Below are 20,223 nucleotides of genomic sequence, written 5' to 3' on the forward strand. Positions count from 1 at the left end.
CACGGCAGTGCCGTAACCTTGACCCACGTTCCTTGCCCATGACCGAACCCATGTCCGCCCCACCCGCAACAAGCCAGCCTGCCGAGGGCGCCGCTCCTCCTGCCGTCTCCCCGGGCCAGGCCTTCCGCTACTGGCTGAAGCTGGGCTGCATCAGCTTCGGCGGGCCGGCGGGGCAGATCGCCATCATGCATAGCGATCTGGTGGAGAAGAAACGCTGGATTTCCGAGCGGCGCTTTCTCCACGCCCTCAACTACTGCATGGTGCTGCCCGGTCCCGAGGCCCAGCAGCTGGCCACCTACATCGGCTGGATGATGCATCGCACCGTGGGCGGCCTCATGGCCGGCGGGCTGTTCGTGTTGCCTTCCCTGCTGCTGCTGATCGGCCTGGCCTGGGTGTACCTGGCCTTCGGCCAGGTGCCGGCGGTGGCCGGGGTGCTTTACGGCATCAAGCCGGCGGTGACGGCCATCGTCGCACTGGCCGCCTGGCGCATCGGTTCCCGGGTGCTGCGTAACCGGGCCCTGGTGGCCATCGCCGCCGCCGCCTTCCTCGCCATCTTCGCCCTGGGGCTGCCGTTCCCCGCCATCGTCCTGGGGGCCGGCCTGCTGGGGGCTCTGGGCGGGCGTTGGCGGCCGGCCTGGTTCCAGGCCGGGGGCGGCCACGGGGTCACACAGAAGCATTTCGGGCCGGCCCTCATCGACGACGAGACGCCGCCGCCGGCCCATGCCCGTTTCACCTGGGGCCGCTTTGCCCGGGTCCTGCTGCTGGGCCTGGGCCTGTGGGCCGGAGCCATGGCGGTGCTGGCGGGGCTGTTCGGTTGGGCCGGCGCCTTGAGCCAGATGGGCTGGTTCTTCACCAAGGCGGCCCTGCTCACTTTCGGCGGCGCCTATGCAGTGCTGCCCTATGTCTTCCAGGGCGCGGTGGAGCATTACCAGTGGCTGTCCCCGGCCCAGATGATCGACGCCCTGGCCCTGGGGGAAACCACGCCCGGGCCCCTGATCATGGTGGTGACCTTCGTCGGCTTCGTCGGCGGCTGGAACCAGGCCCTGTTCGGCGCCGACCATCTCTTCCTGGCCGGGGCCGTGGCGGCCCTGGCGGTGACCTTCTTCACCTTCCTGCCGTCTTTCGTCTTCATCCAGCTGGGCGGGCCCTTGGTGGAATCCACCCACGGCCAGTTGAAATTCACCGCCCCCCTCACCGGCATCACGGCGGCGGTGGTGGGGGTGATCCTCAACCTGGCGCTGTTCTTTGCCTGGCATGTGTTGTGGCCGGCGGGCTGGGGCGGGGCCTTCGAGTGGCCGGCCCTGGTGCTGGGCCTGGGGGCGGGGCTGGCCCTGTTCCGCTACCAGCTGGGGGTGATCCCGGTGATCCTGGGCTGCGGCGCCGCGGGCCTGCTGCTGGCCTGGATACCGCCGCTGCTGTAGTGGGGTGCTGAAACGAAAACGCCACCTTTGCGGTGGCGTTTTTTGTTTGGGACCGGGGGGCTTCTCAGGCTTCCACCTGCCGGCGCGAGGCGCTGGCCGCCTCCCGGGCGCGGCGGGCTTCGTCCAGCAGGTAGCGCTGGTAGTCGTCCAGATCGCCGTCGTAGGGACCCACGGCGCCGTCGGCCACCAGCCAGAACTCGTCGCACACCGAGCGCAGCAGGGCCCGGTCGTGGCTGACCAGCATCACCGTGCCTTCGAACTCGTTCAGAGCCACGCTGAGGGCCTCCCGGGTGGAGAGGTCCAGGTGGTTGGTGGGTTCGTCCAGCAGCAAGAGGTTGGGGCGCTGCCAGACGATCATGCACAGCACCAGGCGGGCCTTCTCGCCGCCGCTCATGGTGCCCACCGGCTGCTTGACCATGTCGCCGCTGAAGTTGAAGGTGCCGAGGAAGTTGCGCAGGTCCTGTTCCTTGCCCGCCACGTAGCCGCTGCGGCCGGCGGCGATGACTTCCTTGGCCAGGCGGATCATGTGTTCCAGGGGCGTGTCCTCAGGCCGCAGCACGTCCAGTTCCTGCTGGGCGAAGTAGCCGATGTTGAGGCCCTTGCCCTCGGTCAGGTCGCCGGCGATGGGCGCCAGGTCCCGGGCGATGGTCTTGACCAGGGTGGACTTGCCCTGGCCGTTGGCCCCCAGGATGCCGATGCGCTGGCCCGCATGCACCGAGCGGTTGATGCCGCGCACGATGACCGTGGGCGGCGTGCCGGGCGCCGCATCCTCCGCCGGCGGGTAGCCGATATCGGCGCCGAGCAGGGAGAGCATGGGGTTGGGCAGGTTGAGGGGCTCTTTGAATTCGAAGGTGAATTCGGCGTCGGCCAGCACCGGGGCGATCTTCTCCATGCGCTCCAGGGCCTTGACCCGGCTCTGGGCCTGCTTGGCCTTGCTGGCCTTGGCCTTGAAGCGGTCGATGAACTTCTGCAGGTGGGCGATCTTTTCCTGCTGCTTGGCCAGGGTGGCCTGTTGCAGCAGCATCTGCTCGGCCCGCATGTCCTCGAAGGTGCTGTAGTTGCCGCCGTAGCGCACCAGCTTGGCGTTGTCGATGTGCAGGGTGACGTTGGTGATGGCGTCGAGGAATTCCCGGTCGTGGCTGATCATCACCAGGGTGCCGGTGTAGCGCTTGAGCCAGGCTTCGAGCCAGACCAGGGCGTCCAGATCCAGGTGGTTGGTGGGCTCGTCCAGCAGCAAGAGGTCGGAAGGACACATCAGGGCCCGGGCCAGCTGCAGGCGCATGCGCCAGCCGCCGGAGAAGCTGTTCACCGGCTGGGAGAGTTCATCGACGTGGAAGCCGAGGCCCAGGATCAGGGCCTGGGCCCGGGCCGGAGCATCGTGGGCGCCGGCGTCGTAGAGGGCGGTATAGGCATGGGCCATGCGCATGCCGTCGTCGCTGGCCTCGGCGGCGGCCACCTCCTGCTGGGCGGCCAGCAGCACGGTGTCGCCCTCGATGACGAAGTCGGTGGCGCTCTGCTCGGTCTCCGGCATGTCCTGGGCCACCTGGGCCATGCGCCACTGGCTGGGGATGGAAACGTCGCCACCGTCTTCGTGCAGGTTGCCGTTGAGCAGGGCGAAGAGGGAGGACTTGCCGGCGCCGTTGCGCCCCACCAGGCCGACCTTTTCGCCGGGGTTGATGGTGACGGAAGCGCGGTCCAGCACCACCTTGGTACCGCGGCGCAGGACGATGTTCTTGAGGGTGATCATGGGGAAAGCCAGCCAGAGGGTCGGCCATGATAGCCACTTGGGCCGCCCGCACCAAGGAAAATCGGGGCGGCGGGCTGTTCCCCGCGCCCGGCCTCACTGCATGAAGCGATAACTCTCAGCCCGGTGGCGTTGCCACTGGCCGTTGCCGGTGAGTTCCAGCACCTGGCGGTGGTATTTGAGGATGGTGGTGCGGTGGCCGACGCTGATCAGGGTGGTATCGGTGGTGGCCAGGGTGCGGTAGAGGCTTTCCTCGTTGGCGATGTCCAGGGCGCTGGTGGCCTCGTCCAGCATGGCGTAGCGGGGCTTGCTCAGGAGCACCCGGGCGAAGGCCAGGCGCTGCTGTTCGCCGACGGAGAGGACCTTGCCCCAGTCCCGCTCCACATGCAGGCCACCGACCCGGCCGGCCAGGTCGGGCAGGTTCACCCGCTCCAGCAGGTGCAGCAGTTCGGCGTCGCTGATGTGCTGTTCCCGCTTGGGGTAGAGCAGCTGGCTGCGCAGGGTGCCGAGCAGCATGTAGGGCTGCTGGGGCAGGAACAGGATGTCCTCGCTGGGCGGGCAGGTGATGCTGCCGCTGCCGACCGACCACAGGCCGGCGATGGCTCGTAGCAGGGAGCTCTTGCCGCTGCCGCTTTCGCCGACGATGAGCAGCCCTTCCCCCGGGGTGATCTGGAGGGACAGGTCCCGCACCAGCACCCGTCCGTCGTCGGGCGTCTGCAGGGTGACCCGCTCTAGGGACAGGCGCGGCTCCTCCAGCAGTTCAATGTGGCCGGCGCTGCGGTGCTGCTCCGGCAGCTGGCCGGACATGATGCGGGCGAAGGCGTCCAGCCGGTCCACCCCGGCGGCGAAGCGGCTCAGGCCCTCGAAGTTCTCCACGATCACGGAAATGGCCCCGAGCACGGCGGCAAAGGCGCCGGCGGCCTGGATGGCGCGGCCCACCTCCAGTTCCCCCGACAGCACCCGGGAGGAAATGATGGCGGCGGGCAGCACCATGGTGAGCAGGGTGTAGGCGTACTGGAAGAGGTTGAGGCTGAGCTGCTTGCGGATCAGCTTGTTGAAGTTGTTGAAGGCCTTGGCGAAGCGCTGCTTCACCTGGTGGGCTTCCTGGGCCTCGCCCCGGTAGAAGGCGATGGACTCGGCATTTTCCCGCACCCGCACCAGGCTGAAGCGGAAATCCGCCTCCTTGCGCAGCTGGTGGAAATTGAGGCCGATGAGGGGCTTGCCGAAGACGAAGATGGTGATGAGGGTGCCGGCCAGCGCATAGACCACCAGGAAATACACCAGGTCCCGGGAGATGGACCACAGCACGTGGCTGAAGGCCGCCAGCTGCAGCACGGCGCCGATGAAGATGAGGAGGAAGAAGAGGGAGCGCTGGGTGAAGGTGTTGATGTCTTCGGCGATGCGCTGGTCCGGGTTGTCGATGGCCGTCTCGGCGTTGAGCTCGTAGAAGTGCCGGTGGCTGAAATAGTTGTCGAGGAAGCGGTGGGTCAGCCAGCGCCGCCAGTGCAGGCCCAGCTTGTCGCGCACGTAGTAGTAGAAGCCGTAGATGGGCACGGCCACCGCCAGCAGGACCAGGCAGAGCTGGATTGCATCCCAGAAGCGGGGCTCGTCCCGGGCCGCCAGGGCCGAGGTGAATTCCCCGGTCTGCTCGTTGAAGAGCACGGCGAAGCGGGTCTGACCCAGGAGCAGCAGCACCAGCAGCACCAGCAGTCCCCAGGCCTTCCATTTCTCCTCGCTGCGCCAGTAGGGCGCGGCAATGCCGGTGAAGCGTTGCCACAGGTGTCGGTCGACGGATTTCATGGTTGTTCTTGTCGTTGCGGGCGAAGCGCCCGGGGGCTGGCCCCGGGCAGGGGGGCGGCTCAGGGCGCCGGTTCGCTGTCGAGCAGGCGCTCACATTCGGCCATGAGGGTCTGGGCCATGTCGGAATGATAGTTCGGATCGAGGGACTCGAGCATTTCATGGGCCGTGTACAGGCCCGCCTCCCGGGACAGGGAGGCGGCGATGTCCCGGGCCAGGCGGTCGCTGAGGCCGGCCAGATGGCGGCGCTCAGCCAGGGCCATGGTCTGCTTGGAGCGGGCCAGCCAGTCGGCGGCCAGGGGGGCGCCCTGGGCCTCGGTGAGCCACTGGCCGTGTTCGTAATAGAGGGACAGGCGTTCGGCCGCCAGGGCGAAGATGAGGGCGGCCCGCAGGCCGCGTTCCGAGGTGAAGGTCTGCGGGGTGTTCTCCCAGGCCATGGGCGGGGCTCCGTGTTGAGTGCAGGGCGGAACATAGCACTCCCGGGCCCGGCGGCCCAGCGCCCTGTGGAGAAGGCCGTCCCTATTGGCTTCCGTGGCAGCTGCCAGGCCCGGCGGACGGCCCTTGCAGCGGCCTCGTCCCGGGCGCGGGGAAGCCGAATATCCGACTACTGTACATTTATACAGTAGTCGGATATTCTTGCATCCAAGGACGGCATTTCGAACCGTACCGAACCTTGCAATCCATCCGACATCGAGGAGCCAGTCGCCATGAACCGCCTTCAGAAATGGTTTGAACACATCGCCGGCGTCACCCAGGAAGAACGGGAGCGCCGGGCTTTCGCCCAGGCCCTGTTCGGCAGCAAGCCGGTGGATACGCTGGCCTTGCAGACGCCCGCCTGCTGGCGGCGCAAGGCCCGCCACAGCGGCATCCGCCGCTAGGCCCGGGGGCCGCTCTTGGCCAGGAAGTACTGGCACTCCAGGCCCGAAGCGTCCTGCACTTCAAGAATGGGCGGGCGCCGGCTCTTGAAGTCCAGGGCCCGGCAGCCGTAGGGAAAGCTCACGTCGTGGGTGATGTAGTAGTGGGCGCAGCGGGTGCACAGGGGCGCCTGGGGGCGTGCCGGTCGGGAATCCATGCAACGGGTGTCTGGCTGGTGAAGGAAGAGGGCCGGTCCCAGAGGCCGGCGCGATCAGGAAAGTCCTGGGGAAAAGCGGGGCGGCCGGGCCGGTGCGGACCTGGGCCCCGGCTGTCACTGTTGATGCCGCAGCGGGCCTAGTCCGAACCTTCGCCCTTGCCCAGGAGGGCCTTCAGGTTGGCGAAGGGGGAATGGCTGGCGCCGCCGCCAAAGCCGTTGGTGGCCCGGTTGCCCTGGTCGAACTCGATCTGCTTCTGGTGTTCGTTGTCGTGGCAGTAGAGGCACAGCAACTCCCAGTTGCTGCCGTCCACGGGATTATTGTCGTGGTTGTGGTCCCGGTGGTGCACCGTCAGCTCCCGCAGGTTGCTGTGGGTGAACTCCCGGCCGCAGCGGCCGCAGATCCACGGATAAATCTTCAGGGCCCGTTCCCGGTAGCCCTTTTCCCGTTCGTCCCGGGCCTGGCGGGCTGCCAGTACCACCTGGTCCAGGCGTTGGTGGTCGATGCTCTTCTTGCTCATGGACAGGCTCCGCCGATTATTTGGTGAGGATCGCGTTGCGGCCGGAGAACTGGTCGGAAAGGCGCAGGATGGCGTCGCCGAAATCCCCCGTGGGCTTTTCGCTGCAATAGCGATTGACGTAGTTCTCGATGGTGCCGCTGGAAATGGCGGAAACCTGCTGGCTCTGCCGGGCGTAGTTGTGGCCGGTGAGGACGCCGCGCATCCAGGCCAGGTAGAGGGCCCGCTGCTCCGCCTCGTCCCGGGAGCGGACCCAGGCCTGGCAGCTCATGTCGTCGAAACCGAGCACCTTCAGCGGCGCCGCTGCCGCCGGCGCCACCGGGGCGGCGAGACAGGCGAGGGACAGCAGGACAAGGGCCAGACGGGCGGGGTGTTTCCGGGGCGGCATGCCAGACTCCAGGTGAAGGTCGCAGCCGCCATTCTAGGGCTTTCCCCCCGGCGGCCACCATGCCCCGACCATAACCGCTGATGCGGCCCCTGGGCAAATCCCTGACGTGGCGGCCGCGACGCAGCGTGGCGCCGGTGGCCGACGTCTATGCCGTCACCGGCATCGACGCCCGCCAGGGCAGGGGCGCCCGGCGGCTAGAGGCGCTCGGCGATGAGGCTGGTGTAGCCGATGTGGCCGAAGAACTGATGGGCCTCCGCCCGGCGCCGGGCTTCGGCCTTGAGGGCCTCCGCCAGGGGGCGGCCGATGCGGCCTTCTTCCGCCAAGGCATCGGCGCCCCGGTCCACCACCGTGTAGAGATAGCTGGGAGCGCTGCTCTCGGTGTAGCCGTGGCTGTGGAAGGCATCCACCCGGAAGCCGGCTTGACGCGCCAGCAGGGGCGTGCGGCGGGCGATCCAGCTGTCGTCGATGAAATGCTCGCGGAAGGCGTGGGCGCAGATTTCCAGGGGGTCCAGGTCGCCGGTGCCGAAGGTGGTGGAGGCGTAATCGCCGTCGAACACCGCCAGGCGGCCGCCGGGACGCAGCACCCGGTGGGCCTCCTGCAGCGCGTCCAGGGGCTGGGAGAGGTGGCACAGGGTGGTGTGGAAGATGACCACGTCGAAGTGGCCGTCGGCAAAGGGCAGGCCGTGGGCGCCGCCTTCGCGGAAGGAAAGGTGGGGCAGGTGGGCGCCCAGTTCCCGGGCCTTGGCGAGGAAGATGGGGGAAGGGTCCAGGCCCACCACTTCCACCACCCCGGGCCAGGCGGCCAGACGGCGGGCGACGGCGCCGGTGCCGCAGCCCACTTCCAGGACCCGGGCGTCGGCAGGGAAGGGAATCTCCGCCAGATAGGTTTCCAGCATGCGTCTCTGCTGGGGTTCGGCGGCACGGATTTCCAGCACCTCGGCGATGCGGGCGGTAACCTCGGCGGCAGCCTCGGTGATGGTGTTGTAGATGTCGGGCATGGTCGGCTCACGGTGATCGTTGTGCCGGCCACTGTAGGGCCCGCCCGGCCCCGGGCGGAAATAGCCGTTTTGTCTTTTCTTATGCGCCGCGCCGGGCATGCCCACGAATGCAGCCATTCCGGTGCATCGGGAGGCATCTACCCAGTGGACTTCCAGCCTTGCCACTCAGTGACTCGAGGGCAGCCCGCGGGCTCTTAGCCGGGTCATCGGTTGCCGTGGTGTGCCCAATGAAAAATGGCCGGTTCTGCTTGCAGACCGGCCATTGCTTTACGGCGGCTTCCGATCCAGAGCGGTAATTGCCTGCTAGAGATAGCCGACAACTTTTGCAATGGCGAGGAGTGCGATCACTGCAACAGCTACAAGAAACCCTAGAGGTGAAGCAAACCGAGGGACGACCACGGCCATGAACTCTCGATTTTCGGGACTCAAAGCATCCCCGAATATGTCCTGTTCTTGCTGTATCAATTCCTTCTGAGATTGAATCGAAACGTACCGCCACATGGTTACGAGCACCCAAACGGCGATCACCGCAATGGCGATCAGGAGCAACAGGTCCGTGTCGATGCTAGCCATGCGACGCCCAAGGTAGAGCTAACCGGCGCTGCGTGGCTTTATCGCGCAGCGTCCAGCGACCAAAAGGAGCGAGGTTGAGCGCCGGGCGAGAAGCTGGTGATTCAAAGCGCATAAGTCACCTTGTTCTCTTTGACGATGACCTTGCCTGTTGATTGCAATTGCTGAAGCAATGAAGCCAACTCTGTTTTGGACACACCTTTGGGGTAAAGCGAGGCAATAGTGCTTGTAAGCGTCTTGAGGGTGCGCGGCTTGGAATTGCCGCGCTGTTTCAGATTGGCGACAACAAAAGCCAGCTTGTCATCTTTGGTTTTGACGACGGCTGCTACCTTGGGTGGAGTTTTAGGTTTTGCTTGAGGCGTGACGGCAGGCGGAGCCTTCGATGGAGTAGCAGTTTTGACAGAACCCGTACCGTTCGGGCACTTGAACTGCCCTTTTTGATTGAGAACAACCTGAAATTTCTCTTTGAGTGACATGCTGCCGAGCAGTGCGTTGACTGACTTGCAGCATGCGACGCAGTTTTCGTCGTTGTTGCTCCCACCGTTGGAACTGGCGAACAAGTGCTCAACGCTTGCCTCAGCCTTCGGCAACGGTTGCTTGCAGAAGAAGCACAGCCCTCCTTGGACAAACATCAAGCGGTCAAGTGGTTTTGTAGGCATAAGCTTCTAACGTGAAGTAGACGGCAAAACTGCCGTATAAGCCAGAAAACGCGGCAGCCTGGGGCGCTCCCCAATAGAGGCTTCCGCTAGATTGGCGGCAATATTTGTGGGGATCGATGGCGGTCATGCGCGGCATGCGTGACTGGTTCAATGTGGCGCTGATTTTGCCAGTCGGCCAGCCAAATGTCATGTCTCCAGTTTTTTGCGCACGGTTGCATCGGGACTATTCCCACCACATTCGTTCCTGGCGGAAAGCCGGTGCAACCCGAGCTTCGATAACCCCGGAGGAACAAGATGTCGGCCTGCTATGCCGGCAGGTGGCAATTTTGTATCGCCCCTGGGCGGCCGCTTTGATGGGAAGGCTATGGGGCCCGTCACTGTACAGATAGGGCCGCTGAAATGCAGAAGGGACGCCATTCCTGGCCCGGTGTGCCGGGAGAATGGCGTCCCTTCTTGTTTGTGGGGCAGTGGCCTGTCGGCCACTCCCGCTCGGGCGTGTCAGCCGCCCAGGTAGGCTTCTTCCACCTTGGGGTTGGCCAGCAGGTTGGCGCCGGAATCGGCCAGCACGATCTTGCCGGTCTCGATGACGTAGCCGTGCTTGGCGATCTTCAGGGCCTGGCGCACGTTCTGCTCCACCAGCAGGATGGTGAGGCCGCGGCGGTTGATCTCCACCAGGATGCGGAAGATTTCCTGCACCACGATGGGAGCCAGACCCATGGAGGGCTCATCCAGCAGCAGGAGCTTGGGCTTGGCCATGAGGGCCCGGCCGATGGCCAGCATCTGCTGCTCGCCGCCGGAGAGGTTGCCGGCGAACTGCTGGGAGCGTTCCTTGAGGCGGGGGAAGAGCTGGTACACCTCTTCCATGGAGGCGGGGATGCCCTCCTTGTCCTGCCGGGTGTAGGCGCCCAGCTGCAGGTTTTCTTCCACCGTCAGGGTGGTGAGGATGGCCCGGCCTTCGGCTACCTGCACCAGGCCCCGCTCGACGATCTGGTGGGCGGGCAGGCGGGAGATGTCTTCGCCCTGGAACTCGATCTTGCCCCGGGTGGGCTTGATGAGGCCGGAGAGGGCCAGCAGGGTGGTGCTCTTGCCGGCGCCGTTGGCCCCCACCAGGGCGGTGATCTCGCCCTCGTTGAGGTGGAAGTCCAGGCCCTTGACGGCCTCGATGTGGCCGTAGGCCACGGCCAGGTCGTGTACGCGCAGAAGTACGCTCATTACTCGTCCTCCTTGCCCAGGTAGGCCTCGATCACATCCGGGTTGTTGCGCACTTCGTCCGGCGTGCCTTCGGCGATGATGCGGCCGAAGTTGAGCACGGCGATGCGGTCGCACAGGCCCATGACGAAGCGCATGTCGTGCTCGATCATGAAGACGCCGTAGCCCCGGTTGCGGATGTTGTTGATCTCTTCCATGAGAATGGTCTTTTCCGACGGGTTCATGCCGGCCACCGGCTCGTCCAGCAGCAGCAGCTTGGGTTCCGTCGCCAGGGCCCGGGCGAATTCCAGCTTGCGCTGGTCGCCGTAGGAAAGGTTGTCGGCCAGCATGTCGGCCTTGTGATCCAGACCCACCCAGGAGAGCAGCTCCAGGGCCCGTTCCCGGGCCTTCTTCTCGGCCGCGCGGCAGGCCGGGCTGTTGAGGAAAATGCCGAAACCGCCGTAGTTGAGGTGGTCGTGCATGCCCACCATGACGTTTTCCAGCAGGTCCATTTCCTTGAAGATGCGGATGTTCTGGAAGGTGCGGGCGATGCCCTGGTGGGTGATGCGGTGGGGCTCCAGGCCGATCAGGGACTGGCCCTGGAAGTCGATCTGGCCGGCGCTGGGGGTGAGCAGGCCGGTGATGAGGTTGAACACCGTGGTCTTGCCGGCGCCGTTGGGGCCGATGAGGCCGTAGATGCTGCCGGCGGGCACTTCGAAGCTGACGTCCTGCAGCACGTGCAGGCCGCCGAAATGCTTGCCGACGTTACGGATGGAGAGCAGATTGGGTTGCTGGGGGGCGTTCATGCCTGACCTCCCTTGAGACGCTTGAAGAAGGCACGGATGCGGCGGGATTCCCACAGGCCCTTGGGCAGGAACAGTACCACCAGCACCAGCACGGCGCCGTTCACCAGGGAACGGAAATCCTGCAGGGAGCGCAGCAGTTCCGGCAGCAGGGTCAGGATGGAGGAGCCGAGCATGGGGCCGATGAGGCTGGAGGTGCCGCCCAGCACCGCCATGGTGAGGATGTCCACGGCGTTCTCGAAGCCGTATTCCCGGGGGCTGATGAAGAAGGTGAAGTGGGCGTTGAGGGCTCCGGCTACACCGGCGATGAAGGCACCGAGGGAGAAGGCCAGCAGCTTGTAGCGGTCCACGTTGATGCCCATCAGGCGGGCGGCCACCTCGTCTTCCTTGATGGCCTCGAAAGCGCGTCCCACCTTGGAGCGGCGCAGCCGGGCCAGGCCATAGACGGTGACGGCCAGGATCAGGGCGATGTGCCAGCCTTCGGTGGCCAGGGGAATGCCGTTGAGGCCTTCGGGGCCGCCGGTGATCTCCAGGTTGAGCACGGTGATGCGCACCACCTCGCCGAAGGCCAGGGTGGCCATGGCCAGGTAGACGCCGGAGAGCCGCAGCACCGGGGCGCCGATGATCAGGGCCACCAGGGTCGGGGCAATGCCGCCGGTCAGCAGCACGCTGCCGAAGGACCACTCCAGATGCAGGGTGAGCAGGGCCGAGACGTAGGCGCCGACGCCCATGAAGGCGGCGTTGGCCAGGGACAGGAGGCCGCAGGAAAGGGTCAGCCAGATGGAGAGGGCCAACAGGGCGTGGACGCCCACCGAGAACACCAGGGTGCTGTAGGTGGACCAGAAGTCATTGAACCATTCCATCACGCTTTCCTTTCCAGCTTGCGCCCGAACAGCCCGGAAGGCCGCACCAGCAGGATCAGGAAGAGCAGGCCGAAGGCCACCGCGTCGCCCATCTGGCTCGACAGGTAGGCCTTGCTGATGACCTCGGCGAAGCCCAGGAAGAGGCCGCCGATGAGGGCGCCGCGGATGTCGCCCATGCCGCCGAGGATGATCACGGCGATGCCCTTGTGCAGCATGGGCTGGCCCATGAAGGGGGTGATGGCGTTGAAGTTGAGGCCGATCAGCACCCCGGCGATGCCGCCCAGGGCGGCGGCAACGAAGGAGGTGATGTGGAACAGGCCTTCCACGTTGATGCCCAGCAGGTAGGCCGCCTTGGGGGATTCGGCGATGGCCCGCAGGGCGCGGCCCAGCTGGGTGCGCTTCAAGATGGTGAACAGCACGGCCATGAGCAGGAAGGCGATGGCGACGATGGCGATTTCCAGGGCCCGCACATGGACGTCGCCGACCATGAATTCGCCGGCCGGCATGACGTCCTCGGGGAAGCGCAGCACCTCGGCGCCGAACAGGCCCTGGGCAGCGCTGGTGAGCATGATGCCGACACCGATGGTGGCGATCATGGGAATCAGGTGGGGGGCGTTGCGGGCGCGCAGGGGCTTCAGCACCAGCACGTCCACCAGCAGGCCGATGGTGCCGCTGACCACCATGGCGCCGAGCATGGCCACCCACAGGGGGGCGTTGAGGTGGCTGACCATGGCCAGGGCGGCGTAGCTGCCGACCATGAACACCGCTCCGTGGGAGAGGTTGATCACCGCCAGCACGCCGAACACCAGGGTGAAACCCAGGGCGAACAGCGCGTAGACGCTGCCGAGCGTCAGGGCGTTGAGGAGTTGTTGTTCAAGCATGGGGAAATTCCAGTTGCAAATGCAATGCGGGGCAGACTTTCATCGGCCCCGCATTGGTGGGTAAGACAGGCTTACGCGGACAGTCGCTTACTTGCCGTCGAAGGCGGTGAACTTGCCACCCTTGACCACGTAGATGAAGGGCTTCTGATCCGCATCCCAGCCGCCCGGCTTGCCGGACTTGGTGACGGCGGGACGGAACTTGAAGGGGCCGGTGGCGCCGTTGATGGTGGCCTTGGGCAGGGCGTTCTTCAGGGCTTCCCGGTCGGCGGCGATGTCGCCGGAGAGCTTCACTTCCTGCAGGGCGGCGGCGGCCACGTGCAGGGCGTCGAAGGCCTGGGCGGCGAACTGGTTGGGCTCGGCGTTGTACTTCTTCACGTAGGCAGCGACGAAGGCCTTGTTGGCGGGCGCCGGGTTGGTGTTGGACCAGGGGCTGCCGACGAAGGTGCCTTCACCAGCCAGCTTGGAGATCTCGAACAGCTTGGGGGAATTGAAGCCGTTGCCGCCGATGAAGGGCACCTTGATGCCCAGGCCCCGGGCCTGCAGCATGATGTTGGCGGCTTCTTCGGCCAGACAGGAACAGATCACCGCATCCGGGTTGGAGGCCTTGATCTTGGTCAGCTGGGCCTTGAAGTCCACGTCGCCCTTGACGTAGGTCTCGGTGGTGGTGACGGGCAGCTTCTGGTCTTCCAGCACCTTCTTGAAGACGTCGTAGCCGCTCTTGGTGAAGGCGTCGTCGTTACCGTAGATGACGGCGACCTGCTTCAGCTTGTAGTGCTTGGTGGCGGTGGCCACGGTCACCGGCAGCACGTCCGATTCCATGACGGAGTTGCGGAAGACGTAGGGGCCGATGTCGGTGATGCCGTTGGCGGTGACGGAGGTACCGAAGACCACGGTCTTGGCGCCGTTGGCCACGGGGCCGGCGGCGAACATGGAGTTGGACAGGGTGGGGCCGAAGACCATCAGCACCTTGTCCTGGAAAATCAGCTTCTTGAAGACGTTGATGCCTTCTTCCTTCTTGCCCTGCTCGTCCTCGACGACCAGCTGGATCTTGTTGCCGTTCACACCGCCCTTGGCGTTGATTTCATCGGCAGCCAGCTGGAAGCCGTTGCGGATGGCGACGCCGTACTGGGCGGCACCGCCGGTGAGGGCGGCGGCCACGCCGATCTTGATGTCGGCGGCCTGGGCCAGGCCGGCGGCGGCGAGGGCGCCAACCAGAACGAGGGATTTGGGCAGGAAGCGCATAGTTTCTCCAGTGAATTCTGTTTTTGATTCGTACCAATGCGTCGGGCCGGGCCGGCGGGCCCGGGCGGAACGCCTGTCGATATCGGCGCCGGTGCGGCAATGCCCGCCTTTTGGGCGCGGCGCTTGCCTGGCCGGCACAGGTTTCTCGTAACCTGCGCCCAGGCCCGGGCTGGGAAGCTTGTGGTTCCAGCCTGTCCTGGTTTGACCGGGTTCCCCGTTGGGTGGGCGGCGGCGGGACGAATCCCGGGCAGCCCATGCGAAATGGGGAGGAAACCGTCAATTATACCGGCTCCGGGCCCTCCGGCGTCAGTACGTGGAAACCCGCAGGGGCGAACGGTGCCGGAATCCGCAAGTGCCCGGCTCATGGCCGAGTGCTCCGGACTGGCGCCGCATGGCGGCTGGCGGCCTATAATCGGGCGCTGCATACCGCTTCCGGCCCCGCCTGAATGCTGCTCGGCCGGCCCGGTATGCATTCGGCCTTTCGCTCAAACTGATGGAGAAATCATGCAACTGTGGCAAAAACTCATGCTGACCGCCGTGGCGGCCCTGGCTGCCGCCGGCGTCCAGGCGGGCGCCCCGGAAAAGACCCCTTCCGGCCTGGTCTATGAATCCCTCAAGGACGGCAGCGGCGAAAAGGCTGCCCCCGAACTGACGGTGCAGGTGCACTACCGGGGCACCCTGGCCAACGGCAGCGAGTTCGACAGCTCCTACAAGCGGGGCCAGCCCGCCACCTTCCCCCTCAACCGGGTCATTCCCTGCTGGACCGAGGGCGTCTCCAAGATGCGCGAAGGCGGCAAGGCCCGCCTCACCTGCCCGCCGGAAATCGCCTATGGCTCCCGCGGCGCCGGCAGCGCCGTGCCGCCCAACGCCACCCTGACCTTCGAGGTGGAACTGCTCAAGGTGATCCGCTAATCCTTGGCGGATGCGGGACCCGGGCGCCACACAGCGCGCCCCGGCCCGGGGCGTCCGCCCCGCGCGGACTTTCCCTGTTTTCCCCTTTTCCCTACTCGCTGACCCGGCCCCGTTGCAGTTTCACCAGGCCCCGCTTGACCTTGCTGTCCACCCGCTTGCGCTGGGAGCTGCGGCTGGGTTTGGTGGGACGGCGCTGGGCGGGGACGAAGGCCGCGGCGGCGATCATTTCCCGCAGCCGCACCAGGGCGTCTTCCCGGTTGCGTTCCAGGCTGCGGTGCTTCTGGGCCTTGATGACGATGACGCCGTCGCTGCTGAGGCGCTGGTCGCGCCGGGCCAGCAGCCTGGCCTTGATCTCTTCGGGCAGGGACGAGGCGCCCACGTCGAAGCGCAGGTGCACCGCGTTGGAGACCTTGTTCACATTCTGGCCGCCGGCGCCCTGGGCGCGGATGGCGACGATTTCCACTTCGCTTTCGTTGAGGGTGATGCTCACAGCTGAATCCTTGGGGCGGGGGGCAGGTCGGCATTTTCCCCCATTCTGCGCCAATCCGCCGCCAGCCCGTTGCCGGGCCGCCATGAAAAAGGGCCACCCCGGGGTGGCCCTTTGCTTTGGCGCGGGGCGCCGGCCTCACTGCAGGTAGGCGGGGCGGGCGTAGCCCTGGAAGTGCTTGTCCAGCACGGCCTTGTATTCGGGGGACTTGAAGGCGGCGACGATGTCCTGGGTCCAGGGCTTGTGCTGGTCTTCCGCCTTCACCGCCACCACGTTGAGATAGTGGTCGGGGGTATTTTCCAGGGCGATGGCTTCGCTCAGCTTGAGGCCGGAGGCGATGGCAAAGTTGCCGTTGATGACGACGAAGGCGGCATCGTCCAGGGTGCGGGGCAGCTGGGCGGCCTCGATGGGGGTCAGCTTCAGCTTGTGGGGGTTCTCCGCCACGTCCTTCTCGGTGGCCTTGAGGGGATCGGTGCCCGGCTTCACCTTGAGCAGGCCGTTCTGTTCCAGGAACACCAGGGCCCGGGCCAGGTTGGAAGGATCGTTGGGCAGGGTGATGCGGTCGCCGTCCTTCAGTTCCTTGAGGCTGGCGCGCTTCTTGGAATAGAGGCCGAGGGGGGCGATCGGGGCCTTGATCACGTCCACCAGGTTGAGGCCCTTGTCGGCGGCGAATTTCTTCAGGTAGATGACGTGCTGGAACAGGTTGGCGTCCAGGGAGCCCTGGGCCAGGGCCAGGTTGGGCTGCACGTAGTCGTTGAATTCCACCAGCTTCACGCTGTAGCCCTTCTTTTCCAGGATGGGCTTGATGCCCAGCTTCAGCTGGTCGAAGTTGGGGCCGGCGGTGGCGCCGAGGGTCAGGTTTTTCTTCTCCTGGGCCAGGGCGCCCGGGGCGGCGGCGGCCAGGCCCAGGGAGAGGGCGGCGGCCAGCAGGGTGTGGATGATTTTCATGGCAATGGCTCCGGTGGGGATGGTTGGGGTTGTTTTCTACGTTGGCTCAGTGGCTGTCGGTGCCGGCCTGCAGCAGGCCCAGCAGGGCGGGGTCGGCCTGGCGCCCGGTGTAGTCGGCGACCCACTGCTTCTCCCGGGAAAAGAGGCGCAGGGCCTTGAGCCCAGGGTCAGGGCCGAGGGCGAACCAGTGTTCGGTGCCGGCGGGGACTTCCAGGTAATCGCCGGGGCCCGCTTCCAGCAGCACCTGGCTGCCATCCGCCCGGACCACGCCGAAGTAGCCGGTGCCGGCCAGGATGTAGCGCACCTCGTGGTCCGTATGGGTATGGACCTGGGCGAACTGCTGGCGCAGGCGGGGCAGCTCGGGCAGGTCGGCGTGGAAGGCCACCAGGTCCCGGCCGGCGCCGACGGGGGCCTGCACGGCCTGGCCCAGGCTGGCATCGAGGTATTGCAGCAGCTGGGCCTGTTGCGCCGGGTCCAGTTCGGGCCGGGCCAGCAGGGCGGCGGTTTGCGGGTCCCGGGGCAGGGGCAGGTGGCGCAGGGTCAGGCCCAGGCTGCGGGCGAGGGCGTTGACGGTGGCCGGGTCGGCTTCGTACTTGCCATCGGGGGTGAACAGGCGTGCCATGCCGGGGCTCCAGTGGTTGCGGGCGGGGGCCGATCGCGGCGATCGGGCCCCACGCCGGAAGTGAGGATGGGAGCCACTTTAGGGAATCGCCGGCACCGGCGGAAATACCGATTGGTGGGGTCGATATGCGGCGGCGGAATATGGGGCAGGGGACGCGCCCGACCAGAGGGGCGGCGGATGGCGACGGCCAAGAAAAAGGCCGCCCGGAGGCGGCCTGTGGCGGGGCAGTTAGGCCGGCTTGGGGCCGGCTGTCCGCTTACTGCCAGTAGTTGGGGCGGGCGTAGCCCTGGAAGTGCTTGTCCAGCACGGCCTTGAATTCGGCGGACTTGAAGGCGGCGACGATGTCCTGGGCCCAGGCCTTGTTCTGGTCTTCGGTCTTCACCGCCACCACGTTGAGGTAGTGGTCCGGGGTCTTTTCCAGGGAGATGGCTTCGCTCAGCTTGAGGCCGGAGGCGATGGCGAAGTTGCCGGGCACCACCACCAGACCGGCGTCGTCCAGGGTGCGGGGCAGCTGGGCGGCTTCGATGGGGGTCAGCTGCAGCTTGCGCGGGTTCTCCGCCACGTCCTTCTCGGTGGCCTTGAGGGCGTCGATGCCGGCCTTGACCTTGATCAGGCCGTTCTGCTCCAGGAAGTGCAGGGCCCGGGCCAGGTTGGAGGGATCGTTGGGCAGGGTGACGCGGTCGCCGTCCTTGACGTCCTTGAGGCTCTTGGCCTTCTTGGAGTAGAGGCCCATGGGGGCCACCGGCACCTTGACCACGTCGGTCAGGTTGAGGCCCTTGTCGGCGGAAAACTTCTTCAGGTAGATGACGTGCTGGAAGACGTTGGCGTCCAGGGAACCCTGGGCCAGGGCCAGGTTGGGCTGCACGTAGTCGTTGAATTCCACCAGCTTCACGCTGTAGCCCTTCTTTTCCAGGATGGGCTTGATGCCCAGCTTGACCTGGTCGAAGTTGGGGCCGGCGGTGGCGCCGATGGTCAGGTTCTTCTTCTCCTGCGCGAAGGCGGGAGCCGCCGCCAAGCCCAGGGCCAGACCGGCAACGAGGAGGGAACGGATCAGTTTCATGTGTTTGGACTCCGTAGTTGGGGGTGAATCAAAAGGCGTTGCCACAGAGGACACAGAGATCACAGAGGGTGTTCGTCCTCCGCTTTGCAGCCTGGACTGAACTTGAAAGGGCGGCTGATCTGGCAGCCAATAGAGACGGACTTCTCAGCCGTTCCATCGTGGAAAATGGCGTCCCTATTGCCTCCCAAGCCTATCGCCTTTTGCCTTTTCTCTGTGCTCTCTGTGTCCTCTGTGGCTTAGGTTTTAAGGTCTAGCGCTTATCCACTCGCCGCGCCAGCCATTGGCCGAAGAACTGGATGCCCTGTACCAGCACCACCAGCAGGACGATGGTGATCAGCATCACGTCGGTCTGGAAGCGGTAGTAGCCGTAGCGGATGGCCAGGTCGCCGATGCCGCCGCCGCCCACCACGCCGGCCACGGCGGAGTAGGAGAGGAAGCTGACGGCGGTGATGGTGACCGCCAGGATCAGGCCGGAACGGGCTTCCACCAGCAGCACCTGGGTGACGATCTGCAGGGGCGAGGCGCCCATGGCCTCGGCCGCCTCGATGACGCCCCGGGGCACGTCGCGCAGGGTCTGCTCGATGATGCGGGCGAAATAGAAAATGGCGGCCAGGGATAAAGGCACGCTGGCGGCCAGGGGGCCGATGGAGGTGCCGACGATGTGCCGGGTGAAGGGCGACACCGCCACCAGCAGGATGATGAAGGGGAAGGAGCGGAAGACGTTGATGAAGCCGTTGGCCACCAGGTTGAAGCGGCGGTAACGGCCCAGCACCTGGCCGGGGGAGGTGAGGAAGACCAGGATGCCGAGGGCGCCGCCGACGATGACGGCGGCGGTGAGGCAGATCAGCATCATCAGGCCGGTCTCGCCGGCGGCCTTGCCGATTTCCGGCAGCAGTTCGATGAAGGTGTCGAGGATGGTGGGCACGGGGGCCAGGGTTTCATCAGCCATGGGCGGCCTCGCTCAGCAGGTGTTGGGGGGTGGGCTCGGCGGCGGCTTCCTCGGCGTCGCCTTCGGCATCGCCGTATTCGCGCAGCCACTGGGCCAGCTGGGAATCGGGCGGGATGCGGCCGTTGGCGATGGTCAGGCGCTCCACGATTTGCCCCGCTTCCATGACGGAAACCCGGTGGCAGAGGCGGCGGATGACGCCCATCTCGTGGCTCACCAGCAGGATGGTGACGCCCAGGCGGCGGTTCACGTCGGCCAGCACTTCCAGCAGGGACTGGGTGGTGCGGGGGTCCAGGGCCGAGGTGGGCTCGTCCGCCAGCAGCACGTGGGGCTCCGGGGCCAGGGCCCGGGCGATGGCGACGCGCTGCTTCTGGCCGCCGGAAAGCTGGGCCGGATAGACCCCGGCCTTCTCGGAAAGGCCGACGAATTCCAGGCAGGTCTTCACCCGCTCGTTGATGCGGGCCTCGTCGGCCCCGGCGATGCGCAGGGGGAAGGCCACGTTGTCGGCCACGGTGCGGTTATGCAGCAGGTTGAAGTGCTGGAAGATCATGCCGATGCGCTGGCGGGCGGTGCGCAGGTCGGCGGGGGAGAGGGTCATCAGGTCCTGGCCGTGCACCACCACCTGGCCGGCGTCGGGGCGCTCCAGCAGGTTGGCCAGGCGCAGCAGGGTGGACTTGCCGGCGCCAGAGAAGCCGATGATGCCGTGGATTTCTCCCGGGGCCACGTCCAGGTCGGTGGGGTGCACGCCCACCTGCTGGCCGTCCGGGGTGCGGAAGCTTTTGCTGACTCCCCGCAGCGCCAGGGCGGGGGAATCGGTGTTTTGAGTTGTCATTATGGGAAAACGCTGTTCTGGATGGTTCGGGTCGTCGTCGGGCACCTTGGGACAGTCAGGCTCGCCGAAAGTGCCGCGGGCGCCGGCTGGCGGGGACTTGCGCCGGGCCGGGGGCCGGGCGGGAAGCGCGGCGCCAGGGAGGGGAAAACCGCAAAGGCGGAACTTTAGCCCTCGAACCGGGGGCTGACAAGCCGCTGAATGCTATGGATTTCCCGTAGCTGCCGTGTTTTTTCCCCTTTTCCGGTGCCGGGTTCCGGGGGGAAAGGCGCCTTGCC

General features: G+C 66.2%; 24 protein-coding genes. 3 read left to right on the forward strand and 21 right to left on the reverse strand.

Annotated features, from left to right (window positions below; all coding sequences use genetic code 11):
• Positions 1 to 50 precede the first annotated feature (50 nt).
• The gene (gene chrA, locus OEL49_RS04730; protein WP_043799143.1) at positions 51 to 1,421 is read left to right on the forward strand and encodes a chromate efflux transporter; all 1,371 of its coding nucleotides are present in this window, start codon (positions 51 to 53) and stop codon (positions 1,419 to 1,421) included.
• 64 nt (positions 1,422 to 1,485) lie between these two features.
• Here the strand turns inward: chrA and OEL49_RS04735 are convergent, their stop codons facing one another.
• From OEL49_RS04735 to OEL49_RS04745, 3 genes are all read right to left on the reverse strand, one after another.
• Complete coding sequence (locus OEL49_RS04735; protein ID WP_014237115.1) at positions 1,486 to 3,168, reverse strand: ABC-F family ATP-binding cassette domain-containing protein; 1,683 nt, start codon at positions 3,166 to 3,168, stop codon at positions 1,486 to 1,488.
• A gap of 93 nt (positions 3,169 to 3,261) precedes the next feature.
• A complete protein-coding gene (locus tag OEL49_RS04740) occupies positions 3,262 to 4,965 on the reverse strand; it encodes an ABC transporter ATP-binding protein/permease (protein WP_014237116.1) in 1,704 nt (567 codons plus the stop codon).
• A 59-nt stretch (positions 4,966 to 5,024) separates the two neighbouring features.
• Entirely contained in the window at positions 5,025 to 5,399 is a 375-nt protein-coding gene (locus tag OEL49_RS04745; protein ID WP_287874102.1) for a hypothetical protein, read from the reverse strand.
• A gap of 270 nt (positions 5,400 to 5,669) precedes the next feature.
• On the opposite strand from OEL49_RS04745, the gene OEL49_RS04750 reads away from it, so the two are divergent.
• Positions 5,670 to 5,840: a hypothetical protein gene (locus OEL49_RS04750; RefSeq protein ID WP_014237118.1), complete on the forward strand. Its 171-nt coding sequence runs from the start codon at positions 5,670 to 5,672 to the stop codon at positions 5,838 to 5,840.
• Here the strand turns inward: OEL49_RS04750 and OEL49_RS04755 are convergent.
• The 12 genes from OEL49_RS04755 to OEL49_RS04810 all read right to left on the reverse strand — a co-directional run bounded on the left by OEL49_RS04755 (position 5,837) and on the right by OEL49_RS04810 (position 14,141).
• A complete protein-coding gene (locus OEL49_RS04755; protein WP_014237119.1) occupies positions 5,837 to 6,034 on the reverse strand; it encodes a hypothetical protein in 198 nt (65 codons plus the stop codon). The two genes, OEL49_RS04750 and OEL49_RS04755, sit on opposite strands and share 4 nt — an antisense overlap.
• A 137-nt stretch (positions 6,035 to 6,171) precedes the next feature.
• A complete protein-coding gene (locus OEL49_RS04760; protein ID WP_014237120.1) occupies positions 6,172 to 6,552 on the reverse strand; it encodes a YajD family HNH nuclease in 381 nt (126 codons plus the stop codon).
• A 16-nt stretch (positions 6,553 to 6,568) separates the two neighbouring features.
• Positions 6,569 to 6,937 (reverse strand): HdeA/HdeB family chaperone, encoded by a 369-nt coding sequence (locus tag OEL49_RS04765; protein WP_014237121.1) that lies wholly within the window; start codon positions 6,935 to 6,937, stop codon positions 6,569 to 6,571.
• Positions 6,938 to 7,131: 194 nt separating this feature from the next.
• On the reverse strand, positions 7,132 to 7,935 hold the full coding sequence (locus OEL49_RS04770) for a methyltransferase domain-containing protein (protein WP_014237122.1): 804 nt from the start codon (positions 7,933 to 7,935) through the stop codon (positions 7,132 to 7,134).
• A gap of 303 nt (positions 7,936 to 8,238) precedes the next feature.
• Entirely contained in the window at positions 8,239 to 8,508 is a 270-nt protein-coding gene (locus tag OEL49_RS04775; RefSeq protein ID WP_043798045.1) for a hypothetical protein, read from the reverse strand.
• Between the two features lie 101 nt (positions 8,509 to 8,609).
• Positions 8,610 to 9,137: an HNH endonuclease gene (locus OEL49_RS04780; RefSeq protein WP_287874103.1), complete on the reverse strand. Its 528-nt coding sequence runs from the start codon at positions 9,135 to 9,137 to the stop codon at positions 8,610 to 8,612.
• A gap of 7 nt (positions 9,138 to 9,144) precedes the next feature.
• The gene (locus tag OEL49_RS04785) at positions 9,145 to 9,291 is read right to left on the reverse strand and encodes a hypothetical protein (protein WP_162097134.1); all 147 of its coding nucleotides are present in this window, start codon (positions 9,289 to 9,291) and stop codon (positions 9,145 to 9,147) included.
• A gap of 371 nt (positions 9,292 to 9,662) precedes the next feature.
• Positions 9,663 to 10,376: an ABC transporter ATP-binding protein gene (locus OEL49_RS04790; protein WP_014237124.1), complete on the reverse strand. Its 714-nt coding sequence runs from the start codon at positions 10,374 to 10,376 to the stop codon at positions 9,663 to 9,665.
• Positions 10,376 to 11,158, reverse strand: coding sequence for an ABC transporter ATP-binding protein (locus OEL49_RS04795; protein ID WP_287874104.1), 783 nt, complete (start codon positions 11,156 to 11,158; stop codon positions 10,376 to 10,378). Before OEL49_RS04795 ends, OEL49_RS04790 begins: the two co-directional genes overlap by 1 nt.
• Complete coding sequence (locus tag OEL49_RS04800; protein ID WP_287874105.1) at positions 11,155 to 12,018, reverse strand: branched-chain amino acid ABC transporter permease; 864 nt, start codon at positions 12,016 to 12,018, stop codon at positions 11,155 to 11,157. Before OEL49_RS04800 ends, OEL49_RS04795 begins: the two co-directional genes overlap by 4 nt.
• Positions 12,018 to 12,899, reverse strand: a complete 882-nt coding sequence (locus tag OEL49_RS04805) for a branched-chain amino acid ABC transporter permease (protein WP_014237127.1) — start codon at positions 12,897 to 12,899, stop codon at positions 12,018 to 12,020. Before OEL49_RS04805 ends, OEL49_RS04800 begins: the two co-directional genes overlap by 1 nt.
• An 87-nt stretch (positions 12,900 to 12,986) precedes the next feature.
• Positions 12,987 to 14,141 carry an ABC transporter substrate-binding protein gene (locus OEL49_RS04810; protein ID WP_014237128.1) on the reverse strand — a complete coding sequence of 385 codons (1,155 nt, stop codon included), beginning with the start codon at positions 14,139 to 14,141 and terminating at the stop codon, positions 12,987 to 12,989.
• Positions 14,142 to 14,645: 504 nt separating this feature from the next.
• Between OEL49_RS04810 and OEL49_RS04815 the strand changes: the two genes are divergently transcribed.
• Positions 14,646 to 15,053 (forward strand): FKBP-type peptidyl-prolyl cis-trans isomerase, encoded by a 408-nt coding sequence (locus OEL49_RS04815; protein WP_014237129.1) that lies wholly within the window; start codon positions 14,646 to 14,648, stop codon positions 15,051 to 15,053.
• Between the two features lie 91 nt (positions 15,054 to 15,144).
• Here the strand turns inward: OEL49_RS04815 and arfB are convergent, their stop codons facing one another.
• The 6 genes from arfB to OEL49_RS04845 all read right to left on the reverse strand — a co-directional run bounded on the left by arfB (position 15,145) and on the right by OEL49_RS04845 (position 19,948).
• Complete coding sequence (arfB, locus tag OEL49_RS04820) at positions 15,145 to 15,543, reverse strand: alternative ribosome rescue aminoacyl-tRNA hydrolase ArfB (protein WP_014237130.1); 399 nt, start codon at positions 15,541 to 15,543, stop codon at positions 15,145 to 15,147.
• Between the two features lie 135 nt (positions 15,544 to 15,678).
• The gene (locus OEL49_RS04825; protein ID WP_014237131.1) at positions 15,679 to 16,488 is read right to left on the reverse strand and encodes a MetQ/NlpA family ABC transporter substrate-binding protein; all 810 of its coding nucleotides are present in this window, start codon (positions 16,486 to 16,488) and stop codon (positions 15,679 to 15,681) included.
• Between the two features lie 46 nt (positions 16,489 to 16,534).
• A complete protein-coding gene (locus OEL49_RS04830; protein ID WP_014237132.1) occupies positions 16,535 to 17,110 on the reverse strand; it encodes a cupin domain-containing protein in 576 nt (191 codons plus the stop codon).
• A gap of 256 nt (positions 17,111 to 17,366) precedes the next feature.
• A complete protein-coding gene (locus OEL49_RS04835) occupies positions 17,367 to 18,170 on the reverse strand; it encodes a MetQ/NlpA family ABC transporter substrate-binding protein (protein ID WP_014237133.1) in 804 nt (267 codons plus the stop codon).
• Positions 18,171 to 18,420: 250 nt separating this feature from the next.
• Entirely contained in the window at positions 18,421 to 19,119 is a 699-nt protein-coding gene (locus OEL49_RS04840) for a methionine ABC transporter permease (protein WP_014237134.1), read from the reverse strand.
• The gene (locus tag OEL49_RS04845) at positions 19,112 to 19,948 is read right to left on the reverse strand and encodes a methionine ABC transporter ATP-binding protein (protein WP_287874106.1); all 837 of its coding nucleotides are present in this window, start codon (positions 19,946 to 19,948) and stop codon (positions 19,112 to 19,114) included. Before OEL49_RS04845 ends, OEL49_RS04840 begins: the two co-directional genes overlap by 8 nt.
• Positions 19,949 to 20,223 lie beyond the last annotated feature (275 nt).

The sequence above is a fragment of the Azospira sp. genome, assembly GCF_030247495.1.
Lineage (GTDB): Bacteria > Pseudomonadota > Gammaproteobacteria > Burkholderiales > Rhodocyclaceae > Azospira > Azospira oryzae.

Coding starts and splice junctions, on each gene's coding strand:
- OEL49_RS04815 (WP_014237129.1), top strand. CDS start 14,646: ATGCAACTGTGGCAAAAACTCATGCTGACCGCCGTGGCGGCCCTGGCT.
- OEL49_RS04750 (WP_014237118.1), top strand. CDS start 5,670: ATGAACCGCCTTCAGAAATGGTTTGAACACATCGCCGGCGTCACCCAG.
- OEL49_RS04795 (WP_287874104.1), bottom strand. CDS start 11,158: ATGAACGCCCCCCAGCAACCCAATCTGCTCTCCATCCGTAACGTCGGC.
- OEL49_RS04800 (WP_287874105.1), bottom strand. CDS start 12,018: ATGGAATGGTTCAATGACTTCTGGTCCACCTACAGCACCCTGGTGTTC.
- OEL49_RS04810 (WP_014237128.1), bottom strand. CDS start 14,141: ATGCGCTTCCTGCCCAAATCCCTCGTTCTGGTTGGCGCCCTCGCCGCC.
- OEL49_RS04840 (WP_014237134.1), bottom strand. CDS start 19,119: ATGGCTGATGAAACCCTGGCCCCCGTGCCCACCATCCTCGACACCTTC.
- OEL49_RS04755 (WP_014237119.1), bottom strand. CDS start 6,034: ATGGATTCCCGACCGGCACGCCCCCAGGCGCCCCTGTGCACCCGCTGC.
- OEL49_RS04745 (WP_287874102.1), bottom strand. CDS start 5,399: ATGGCCTGGGAGAACACCCCGCAGACCTTCACCTCGGAACGCGGCCTG.
- OEL49_RS04775 (WP_043798045.1), bottom strand. CDS start 8,508: ATGGCTAGCATCGACACGGACCTGTTGCTCCTGATCGCCATTGCGGTG.
- OEL49_RS04740 (WP_014237116.1), bottom strand. CDS start 4,965: ATGAAATCCGTCGACCGACACCTGTGGCAACGCTTCACCGGCATTGCC.
- OEL49_RS04760 (WP_014237120.1), bottom strand. CDS start 6,552: ATGAGCAAGAAGAGCATCGACCACCAACGCCTGGACCAGGTGGTACTG.
- OEL49_RS04845 (WP_287874106.1), bottom strand. CDS start 19,948: ATGACAACTCAAAACACCGATTCCCCCGCCCTGGCGCTGCGGGGAGTC.
- OEL49_RS04735 (WP_014237115.1), bottom strand. CDS start 3,168: ATGATCACCCTCAAGAACATCGTCCTGCGCCGCGGTACCAAGGTGGTG.
- OEL49_RS04825 (WP_014237131.1), bottom strand. CDS start 16,488: ATGAAAATCATCCACACCCTGCTGGCCGCCGCCCTCTCCCTGGGCCTG.
- OEL49_RS04790 (WP_014237124.1), bottom strand. CDS start 10,376: ATGAGCGTACTTCTGCGCGTACACGACCTGGCCGTGGCCTACGGCCAC.
- OEL49_RS04835 (WP_014237133.1), bottom strand. CDS start 18,170: ATGAAACTGATCCGTTCCCTCCTCGTTGCCGGTCTGGCCCTGGGCTTG.
- OEL49_RS04780 (WP_287874103.1), bottom strand. CDS start 9,137: ATGTTTGTCCAAGGAGGGCTGTGCTTCTTCTGCAAGCAACCGTTGCCG.
- OEL49_RS04785 (WP_162097134.1), bottom strand. CDS start 9,291: ATGACCGCCATCGATCCCCACAAATATTGCCGCCAATCTAGCGGAAGC.
- OEL49_RS04770 (WP_014237122.1), bottom strand. CDS start 7,935: ATGCCCGACATCTACAACACCATCACCGAGGCTGCCGCCGAGGTTACC.
- OEL49_RS04830 (WP_014237132.1), bottom strand. CDS start 17,110: ATGGCACGCCTGTTCACCCCCGATGGCAAGTACGAAGCCGACCCGGCC.
- OEL49_RS04765 (WP_014237121.1), bottom strand. CDS start 6,937: ATGCCGCCCCGGAAACACCCCGCCCGTCTGGCCCTTGTCCTGCTGTCC.
- chrA (WP_043799143.1), top strand. CDS start 51: ATGTCCGCCCCACCCGCAACAAGCCAGCCTGCCGAGGGCGCCGCTCCT.
- OEL49_RS04805 (WP_014237127.1), bottom strand. CDS start 12,899: ATGCTTGAACAACAACTCCTCAACGCCCTGACGCTCGGCAGCGTCTAC.